At 51.2% G+C, this 9,014-nt stretch carries 9 protein-coding genes; 4 read left to right on the top strand and 5 right to left on the bottom strand.

Annotation, left to right across the window (positions count from 1 at the left end; translation table 11 throughout):
• A partial coding sequence (locus tag IQ260_RS22415; RefSeq protein WP_407657750.1) for a CDP-alcohol phosphatidyltransferase family protein occupies nt 1–191 on the top strand: 191 nt, incomplete at its 5' end.
• A 4-nt stretch (nt 192–195) separates the two neighbouring features.
• On the top strand, nt 196–411 hold the full coding sequence (locus IQ260_RS22410; protein ID WP_193995311.1) for a hypothetical protein: 216 nt from the start codon (nt 196–198) through the stop codon (nt 409–411).
• A 41-nt stretch (nt 412–452) separates the two neighbouring features.
• Here the strand turns inward: IQ260_RS22410 and ctpC are convergent, their stop codons facing one another.
• The 3 genes from ctpC to IQ260_RS22395 form a co-directional block, all read right to left on the bottom strand.
• On the bottom strand, nt 453–1,751 hold the full coding sequence (ctpC, locus tag IQ260_RS22405; RefSeq protein ID WP_193995310.1) for a carboxyl-terminal processing protease CtpC: 1,299 nt from the start codon (nt 1,749–1,751) through the stop codon (nt 453–455).
• A 311-nt stretch (nt 1,752–2,062) separates the two neighbouring features.
• Nucleotides 2,063–3,283, bottom strand: coding sequence for a (E)-4-hydroxy-3-methylbut-2-enyl-diphosphate synthase (gene ispG, locus IQ260_RS22400; protein ID WP_193995309.1), 1,221 nt, complete (start codon nt 3,281–3,283; stop codon nt 2,063–2,065).
• Between the two features lie 193 nt (nt 3,284–3,476).
• Nucleotides 3,477–3,956: a tetratricopeptide repeat protein gene (locus tag IQ260_RS22395; protein ID WP_193995308.1), complete on the bottom strand. Its 480-nt coding sequence runs from the start codon at nt 3,954–3,956 to the stop codon at nt 3,477–3,479.
• Nucleotides 3,957–4,302: 346 nt separating this feature from the next.
• Between IQ260_RS22395 and IQ260_RS22390 the strand changes: the two genes are divergently transcribed.
• Entirely contained in the window at nt 4,303–5,145 is an 843-nt protein-coding gene (locus IQ260_RS22390; protein WP_193995307.1) for an AAA family ATPase, read from the top strand.
• Nucleotides 5,146–5,178: 33 nt separating this feature from the next.
• On the opposite strand, the gene IQ260_RS22385 is transcribed toward IQ260_RS22390, so the two are convergent.
• Nucleotides 5,179–6,999 carry an aspartate kinase gene (locus IQ260_RS22385; RefSeq protein ID WP_193995306.1) on the bottom strand — a complete coding sequence of 607 codons (1,821 nt, stop codon included), beginning with the start codon at nt 6,997–6,999 and terminating at the stop codon, nt 5,179–5,181.
• A gap of 421 nt (nt 7,000–7,420) precedes the next feature.
• On the opposite strand from IQ260_RS22385, the gene IQ260_RS22380 reads away from it, so the two are divergent.
• Nucleotides 7,421–8,842 (top strand): NAD(P)/FAD-dependent oxidoreductase, encoded by a 1,422-nt coding sequence (locus tag IQ260_RS22380; protein WP_193995305.1) that lies wholly within the window; start codon nt 7,421–7,423, stop codon nt 8,840–8,842.
• A gap of 7 nt (nt 8,843–8,849) precedes the next feature.
• Here the strand turns inward: IQ260_RS22380 and IQ260_RS22375 are convergent, their stop codons facing one another.
• The gene (locus IQ260_RS22375; protein ID WP_322745021.1) at nt 8,850–9,005 is read right to left on the bottom strand and encodes a hypothetical protein; all 156 of its coding nucleotides are present in this window, start codon (nt 9,003–9,005) and stop codon (nt 8,850–8,852) included.
• Nucleotides 9,006–9,014: the final 9 nt, after the last annotated feature.

The following is a 9,014-nucleotide window of genomic DNA, read 5'->3' as shown; positions in this document are numbered from 1 at the left end:
TTTGTATAAGAGACAGGGCAAATATGTGGGGCAAGGTAAAAACGGTGGTGCAAATTGGTGCGATCGCAGTTCTCATTTCCCCCCTATCTCAAAGCCACCCGACAATGGCCCTCGCACTCTTTTGGCTAGCCGTACTCCTCACCTGGTGGTCTGGGTTAATCTATTTAACGGCATCCTCAAAAACTCCCTAGCACCATGACGACAGGCAAAAATATCCAGCCGACAGACACCCAGCCGACAGACTCCTGGCACATCGTCAAACAGGTTGACGGACACTGCAAAATTGTCAGCCAGACCGAACTGGCCCAAGGACGTGACCAGACCAAAACTTGGGGACCGTTTACCAATCGTGCTGATGCGATCGCCAAGCGGGTAGGCTTAATTCGAGCAGGTAAGTGTCTGCCCCAATAAAGTTACTGCCATTAAACGGCTAATTTTACCCAATACCCCAGTTAGTTGACCGAAACAGTGCCAGCGTTTGCCGCTTCACGCTGCCCCCGGAGCAAATCATTGAGCACTTCAATCGCTTTAGCGTACTGCGGATCCTCGGTAGTGCCAATCCGCTCACGATCTTCGCTCAGATACTCCCGCTGCTCATCGCTCAGCTCGACAATAATGTCTGGCTCAATGCCCAGGGTATTAATATCGCGACCGCTGGGGGTTAGGTACTTAGCAATCGTTACCGCCACACCTGAGCCATCGCCCAAACCTCGCACCGACTGCACCAATCCCTTACCAAATGTGGTCGTACCTACTAACACAGCCCGACTATTATCCTGCAGGGCTCCAGATAAAATTTCACTAGCGCTAGCAGAGCCACCATCCACCAAAACTACCAGAGGCTTATCGGTCAAAGCGCGATCGCCAGCTACATTTTCATCCACGGTACCCTCACGATTCACCGTTGACACAATGGTGCCATCGCTCAGCCACATGCGAGAAATATCAATACTGGAGTACAGCAAGCCCCCCGGATTAGACCGTAAATCCAGGACGTAGCCAGTCACATCCCGTTTCTCCAGCTCTTGGATGGCCTCGCGCATTTCAGTAGCAGCATTCGCACTAAACTGAGTCAAACGAATATAGCCCACACCGCCCTCTTGCTCAGAGTGATAAGCAAAGCGGACAGGATGAATCTCAATGCGAGCGCGGACGAGATCAAAGTTGATTTCCTCCTCGTCACGAACAACGGTCAGCGTGACCTCAGAATTAACCGGACCGCGAATTAAATTAACCGCATCGCTCAGGTCCATACCCTCCGTTGACTGCCCATCAATACCTACAATCACATCTCCAGAGCGTAGGCCAGCCTCAAAGGCAGGCGTATCCTCAATGGGGGAAACCACAACGATTTCTTCAGTTTCCTCTTCTTGAGAAATTTGAATCCCCACCCCGGTTAGCTCCCCCGACGTGTCGATTTGCATATTGCGGAACTCTTGCGGGTCCATGAAGCGCGTATAGGGATCCTCCAAGGAATCCAACATTTCCCGGATGGCATCATAGGCGTTCGTGCTATCGGTGTAGTCACGATTGAGATAGTCTGTCCGGATAGCCTGCCAATCTTGATCGTTAAAGGTCTCGTCGACATATTCATGATCGATCAGCTGCCAGACCTCATCAATCACCTCTTTTGGGCTCTCTCTAAAGAATGCCTGACTTTGAGACCAGTGAATGCTTGTACCTGCAACGATCACAGCCATACTTGCCAAGGCTGCAGCACTCAAAATCAGGCTATGCTTCTTGGTTGCCATAAAAAGAGATCCAGAACAACGGGAAACGATACAAACTTCGTCAAACAGTATAAATAGTCAGCCCACACCTACAAATATATTAGCTTTGCTCAAATACTGCAGGTGCTGCACCAATATTGAGCCATTACTTACCCATTACTTTAATTATTCAATGCAGCTTAGCAACTCCCCTAAAGAATCGGCTACGGATTTAATAAAAATCACCATCAGCCTGATATGGGTAGAGACGTGCTGACGTCATTAGACCCCCAATCTAGCAAACTAGTCTGGGATAAACATAAAAGTTTCCTGGGTTAATGCTTAAACCTTATCTAATTTTCTGGCTCTACCCAGCGACCATCGCTCTTAATCAGGTTGATCAGTTCTTCTACACCGCTATCTTCAGGAACTCGTTTGATTTCCTCTCGACCTCTATATAGAGAAATGTAGCCCGGTGTTTTGCCAACATAACCATAGTCGGCATCAGCCATTTCTCCAGGACCATTCACAATACAGCCCATAACAGCAATATCTAGGCCTGTTAGATGGTTAGTCGCTGCTCGTACCTTGTGTAGGACTTCTTCTAGATTAAACAGCGTACGACCGCAGGAGGGACAGGCAACATACTCCACCATGGTTTTACGTAGCCCCAGAGCCTGCAGAATGCTATAGCAAACAGGAATCTCCTTTTCGGGAGCTTCGGTCAGGGAAACCCGGATAGTATCGCCAATCCCTTCGGCTAACAGGGTACCAATACCAGCAGTGGACTTGATGCGGCCATACTCTCCATCCCCAGCTTCGGTTACCCCTAAGTGGAGTGGGTAGCTCATACCCAGCTGCTCCATCCGCTGAACCATGAGACGATAGGCGGCCAGCATGACAGGAACCCGTGACGCTTTTAAGGAAATAACCAGATTGTGAAAGTTCAGCGACTCGCAGATACGAATAAACTCCAGGGCTGATTCCACCATCCCTTCCGGGGTATCACCATAGGTAAACAGCATGCGTTCTGCCAGAGAGCCGTGGTTAACACCAATGCGCATTGCCTTGTTTTGGTCCCGCAGGGATACCACTAGTGGTTCTAGGGTTTCTCTAATTTTTTCACCGATGGCATCAAATTCTGTCTGGGTGTATTCAGTGCGGCTATCGCTGGGCTTCTCAAAGACATAAAGCCCTGGATTGATGCGCACCTTATCCACATGTTTCGCCACTTCCAATGCGATTTTCATGCCGTTATGGTGAACATCAGCCACCAGCGGCACAGTTTGGTAGGTAGCCGCAAGTTTTTCTTTGATGGTGGCTAACGCCCTAGCGTGGGCCATGCTCGGCACCGTCACCCGCACAATTTCGCAGCCAATCTCGTGCAAACGTCGAATGGCGGCCACAGAGCCTTCGATATCCAGAGTATCCTCATTGATCATCGATTGGACGACAACGGGAGCCCCACCACCAATGATGACGTCACCAACGGGTACTGGACGCGTTTTACGACGAATAATTTTGGTATCGATCAGGGCGCCGGTATCGGAGGCGGGAGGTGTCAGGGTTTGCATACGTCGAGAAATTTTTCTGAATGCGGGTCAGGCTTACTTACCCATTGTATTTTGCTAGGGTCTCACAAAATGCAGGTGTTTACCGACAGTCTGGACGACAACGTAACAAGCTATTGTCTTGTCCTATTCTATTGTCGTGCCCTCGACGTTCTTTTCTCCATGGGCTACTGGCCATTGATGGCTGTACCGATTTCTAGTTCAGCTTGGTGATACATTCCAAAATTAGCCGCTGATTAATCAGAGAAAATGGCTGAATGTCTAGGGTTTGACGAAACCATTGAATGGCATCGAGATAATTGCCGACAGAGGCATGGCAAAGGCCCAGACCATGAAGTGCGCCAAAGTGGTAGGGCACCAGCTCAAGGGTTTTCTCGCAGTCATGAATAGCGGCAGCATAGTTGCCCTGCATGTAGTTAAGAACAGCACGCCGGTTCCAAGCTTCAGCAAAGTCGGGCTGGGTCAAAATCAGCTCATCTAGAATTGCTTTGGCGTCTTCACTACGTTCGGCTTCGACCAGGGTTTGGCTCTCGATCAAACGCTTAGCCCCCTGCAGTCCCTTTTGGTGAAACCACATATGCCAGAATTCGCCTGTTGCTTGATTGCGAACGGTTTCATCGCGATCTTTTAAGGCTTGCAGCAGGCGATCAATGTAGGCAGAATAGGCAGAATTCATCGGTTAGACATGGGGGGCGAGTCAATTGGTTGAAGAGTATCGGGGCCGCAATTTTGCCCCTTAGCGATGGGTAATTGACGACAACTGATAGGAAACGAAGCTTGCAAAAATGCGGAAACCGCCCACCATGCCATGAATAAATCTGGGGGGAACGATAGAGAATGACATACTCCACTAGGGAATCCTAAGGCAAACACCCTGGCTGATTTATGGAACAGTTTATCTAGTCGAATGAGTTTTGTAGTAAGCCTTTGATAGCTTGAGTCACCCTCAGGGGCAACAGCGCTAATTATGGGCAGTGTCCAAGTTATAGCCCATACTCCACATACAAAGGATTGGTATCTTAGTGTCCACGGTACTTAAGGTGCGCCCTCAGCCGTTTGTAAAGACCGCTGCCCTTGAGCAGGTCATGCAGCGGGCGCTGCGCTATCTAAAAACTGGCTATTCCATTCATTTGGAGGGTCCCACAGGCATCGGTAAAACCGCCCTGGCAATGCACCTGGCTGACTGTCGGCAGCAGCCAGTGATGCTGGTGGTGGGTGGCCTGAATTTGACGGTGTCTAGCCAGCCAGACGCTTGGCTGCGACTTGCTTGTCGTGAGGGGTGGACCCTAATTTATGACGAGTTTAATCGTTCTCGCCCTGAAATTAATACACTCCTACTGGCCGCGTTAGAAGAGCGGATGTTGGTGCTAACTGATGGACACAGAGCAGAATATGTGTCGATTCACCCTGAATTTCGAGTAATTTTCACGTCTAACTCCGAGGAGTATTGTGGCACCTACAGCACCCAGGTTGCCTTGATGGATCGGTTGATTACCCTACGGTTACCGGAGCCTAATATCTTGGCTCAGCAACAGCTACTGATGGAGCGGGTGGGGACATCTGCAGAGGCGGCTGCCTTGGTTATTGGCATTGTGCAGCAATTTTTTCGGCAGGTGTCGCCTGAGAGTTGCTCCAGCTTGCGTCCCAAACTGATGATTGCTGATGTTTGTTACCGGGAAGGCATTCGTGTTTCCACGGATGATGCTGATTTTCGGCAGGTATGCCGGGATATTTTGCTGGCTCGCTCCTGTGAATCGGCCATGGATGCCAATGCGGTGCTATGGGAATTATTTAATCGGTTATCGAAACCTGTCTCCACGTTGGAGACAGGTACATCTCGCTTATCCCTGGAACATGTGGGTTAGCCATGCCAATTGGGGAGTGAGCCTGCAGCCGCTTCAGGCGGACACCTCCACTTCTTGACTGCCCGCTAGACCAAAGGCCGTATGTACAGCTTTAAGCGCGTCAACACCGCTCGTTTCGGCCACAACACAGCTGATTTTAATTTCTGAGGTGGCAATCATCTGGATATTGATGTTGCTGTCGGCTAGAGCCTGGAACATTCTGGCGGCGGTCCCCGGTGCGGTCATCATGCCGATGCCGACGACGCTGACTTTAGCGATCGCAGTATCCACCACTATTTCGCTGCTGCCAAATTCTTTGGCTAGGGTTTGAAGCACGTCGCTGGCCATGGTGGCATCGGCTTGGGCGACGGTAAAGGCAATATCGCGGGTTTGGATGCCGTTGTGTTCGCGGCAGCGCTGGGCCTGGATAATCATATCGACACTGATGCCCCGATCGGCCAGTATCTGGAATAGTTTGGCGGCCATACCGGGCTGGTCAGGGACGTAGCGCAGGGCCAATCGGGCCTGGTTTTGGTCTAGGGCGACGCCACGTACGGCAGGCCCTTGAATGGGGGCCACCTCGTCGACGCGGGCGGGGGAGTGGTTGAGGTCAAAGGCGGTGCAGAGGGCGGCGATGGTGCGATCGCAATCCACCGCAGCAATGGTGCAGCTCACCTTTACCTCAGAGGTGGCAATCATTTGAATATTGACCCCAGCTGCTGCCAGGGTAGAAAACATTTTGGCCGCCACACCAGGTCGACCAATCATCCCGGCCCCAGCAATACTAACCTTGGCAATTTCAGTGTCCGTGACCAGCGCCACCGTATCCCCAGCGCCTGTCTTACCATCGTTAGTGGTGCCCTGCAGAGCTGGCATAAGAGACGATGCCACAGTAGTCGCCTGGGCCAATACATCCTTTTCAACGGTAAAGGCAATGTCATTAAAATTACCTTCGTTGATCGATTGAATAATCAGATCGATATTGAGATTTTGAGCCGCCACCGTACCAAACAGCTGGGCCGCAATTCCAGGGCGATCGGGTACCTGTAGCAAAGCCACCTTAGCCTGGTCCGTATCAAACTCGATGGCATCTACCGGGTGGGCCAACTCTAGACCTTCCAAAGGACGGGGCAGCCGTCGGGGAGACGTCACCCGTGTACCGGGTTCTTGGGTCCAGCTAGAGCGCACCACCAGAGTCACCCCATAGTTACGGGCAATCTCGACCGCCCGTGGATGCAGGACCTTAGCTCCTAAGCTCGCCAGTTCCAACATTTCATCACAGGTGATATCGCTCATCAGCTGGGCTGACGGCACTAGCCGAGGATCCGTCGTTAAAATTCCCGGTACATCTGTGCAGATTTCGCAGGCATCTGCCTGGAGTGAGGCGGCCAGGGCAACAGCCGACGTATCAGAGCCACCGCGACCGAGGGTGGTAATTTCTAAATCTGGAGCATTACTAATGCCTTGAAATCCAGCAATGACGACAACTTGGCCCTGATCTAAATAGCGCTGAACGCGGCTGGTCTCAATGCTCAAAATACGAGCGTGGCTGTGACGCGCCTCGGTGACAATACCCACCTGCGCCCCGGTCATCGACACCGCCGCCTGGCCGCGTTCCTGAAGCGCCATGGTCAATAGGGCAATGGACACCTGTTCCCCTGTGGAGAGCAGCATGTCCATCTCTCGGCGGCTGGGCTGACTCGAGATCTCGTTGGCAAGTTTAACCAGGCCATCGGTGGTTTTACCCATGGCAGAGACCACTACTACCACCGAGTTACCCGCTTTTACCGTTGCCTGCACCCGTTCAGCTACCGTTTGAATCCGCTCAACACTGCCGACCGATGTGCCGCCATACTTTTGAACGATTAACGCCATAGTTTTGCCACCTTTCCAACCTGCGAAATCAATTTTTTCCTAAATAAAGGGATCTGCAGCCCGATTAACCAGAGTACCAAGGGACGCCCTGTCTTTGACCGTGCTGCTTAGGGATCTAATCATGGGGTAGCGCAGGATTAAGCAAGGTTATGATCTATATCACGGTGATTATGTAAATCCCATGACACATTACGAAACATAGTCGAAAGCATTCACGTCCGTGCCCCTAGGAGTCAGACTCCAAAGTTTATAGGCTTTTATGCCAATCAGAGGGAATACTTCAGAGCATGAAATTCCCTTATGTATAGATAGTTTCGTCGGTTGATATGTAAACAAACTTTGAAGAAGAGGTTTGTTTAGACCCGCAACCTAGAGATAGACGATATAAAATTGTTAATCATACGTAATAGTTTTTAATGCTATGACAGCAGCCCTTACTGGTCAGTCCCCAATAGCCCAAAAGACAGCCGCTCAGCAAAACGCCCTGCATCATGTCGTGATTGTCGGTGGCGGATTTGCGGGTCTGTATGCCGCCAAGTCATTGGGTAAGGCCCCAGTGAGGGTAACGCTCATTGACAAGCGGAACTTTCATTTATTTCAGCCGTTGCTCTACCAGGTAGCTACGGGCGGTCTCTCGGCAGGTGATATTTCATCGCCCTTGCGTTCGGTATTGAGCCGTCAAAAGAATGTCAAGGTACTCATGGGCGAGGTTGTCGATATCGACCCAGATGCCCAAAAGGTCACCCTCAAGCGCAACGAGGTGATCAACTACGACAGCCTGATCCTGGCAACGGGGTCTAGCCACCACTACTTTGGCAATGACCACTGGTCCGATATTGCCCCTGGGATGAAGACCATTGAGGACGCCCTAGAAGTGCGTCGCCGTATTTTCCTGGCATTTGAAGCTGCAGAGAAGGAAACTGACCCAGAACGTCGTAAGGCACTGCTGACATTTCTGGTAGTGGGAGCAGGGCCGACGGGGGTGGAGCTAGCCGGAGCCCTGGCAGAGTTAGCCTATGAAACTATTAAGGACGACTTTACCAATATTGACCCGCAAGAAACCAAGATTATTTTGCTAGAGGGGATGGATCGGGTACTACCCCCTTATCCAGTGGAGCTATCGGCTGCCGCTAAAGGCTCTTTGGAAAAGCTGGGTGTCGAGGTCCGTACTCAGTCCCTGGTGACCAATATTGACGGTGACACAGTATCCATCAAGCACGATGGCACTGTGAGCGAGATGCAGGCTTGCACAGTACTGTGGGCGGCTGGCATTAAGGCCTCCCCCTTGGGTCGGGTGATTGCCGATAAAACAGGTGCAGCCACCGACCGGATTGGCCGGGTGATTGTTGAGTCTGACATGAGTGTGCCTAACTACTCCAATCTTTATATTGGGGGCGATCTGGCCCACTTTGCCCACCAGGGTAACCAGGATAAACCATTGCCGGGTACAGCAGCCGTGGCGATGGAAATGGGTAGCTACCTAGCTAAAACCATTCAGGCCAAGTTGGCCCAGAAGTCAGTGGCCGCCTTTAAATACAAGGACAAGGGCAGCATGGCCGTGATTGGTCGCAATGAAGCGGTCGCTGACTTGAACTTTATGAAGCTATCTGGCTTCCCTGCCTGGTTTATCTGGATTTTTGTTCATATTTACTTCCTGATCGAGTTTGATAACAAGCTGCTGGTACTGATTCAGTGGGGCTGGAACTATTTCACGTCCCAGCGGGGTGCCCGTTTGATTACCGGGGATGATTCGATTCCTGCACTGTCAGAAACGGTAATAAACGAGATGGAAACGGAACTCGTTACCGTAGGTCAGGACAAAAAGGAAATGGTCAAGGCGTAGCGAAATTCTAAATAAAATTTGGAAATGAAAGGAGGCCGGAACCGTCGGGGGTGGCCTCTATTTTTGTAAGGATGCCAAAGGGTAACGGGACATTGACACCATCGTGGCCGAAGGGAAGGTTAGCGACGATGGGAATACCGAGGTCACCCAGACGTTCTTGCAGAACCTCTAT

It is taken from the genome of Leptolyngbya cf. ectocarpi LEGE 11479 (assembly GCF_015207065.1).
GTDB classification, from domain to species: Bacteria; Cyanobacteriota; Cyanobacteriia; order Phormidesmidales; family Phormidesmidaceae; genus Leptothoe; species Leptothoe ectocarpi.
Note: the sequence above shows the minus strand (reverse complement) of the source record. Positions and strands in the feature narration are given on the sequence as shown.

Bases quoted from the DNA above. Each gene is read 5' to 3' on its own strand.
- IQ260_RS22410 (WP_193995311.1), top strand. From the start codon at position 196: ATGACGACAGGCAAAAATATCCAGCCGACAGACACCCAGCCGACAGAC.
- ctpC (WP_193995310.1), bottom strand. From the start codon at position 1,751: ATGGCAACCAAGAAGCATAGCCTGATTTTGAGTGCTGCAGCCTTGGCA.
- ispG (WP_193995309.1), bottom strand. From the start codon at position 3,283: ATGCAAACCCTGACACCTCCCGCCTCCGATACCGGCGCCCTGATCGAT.
- IQ260_RS22395 (WP_193995308.1), bottom strand. From the start codon at position 3,956: ATGAATTCTGCCTATTCTGCCTACATTGATCGCCTGCTGCAAGCCTTA.
- IQ260_RS22385 (WP_193995306.1), bottom strand. From the start codon at position 6,999: ATGGCGTTAATCGTTCAAAAGTATGGCGGCACATCGGTCGGCAGTGTT.
- IQ260_RS22380 (WP_193995305.1), top strand. From the start codon at position 7,421: ATGACAGCAGCCCTTACTGGTCAGTCCCCAATAGCCCAAAAGACAGCC.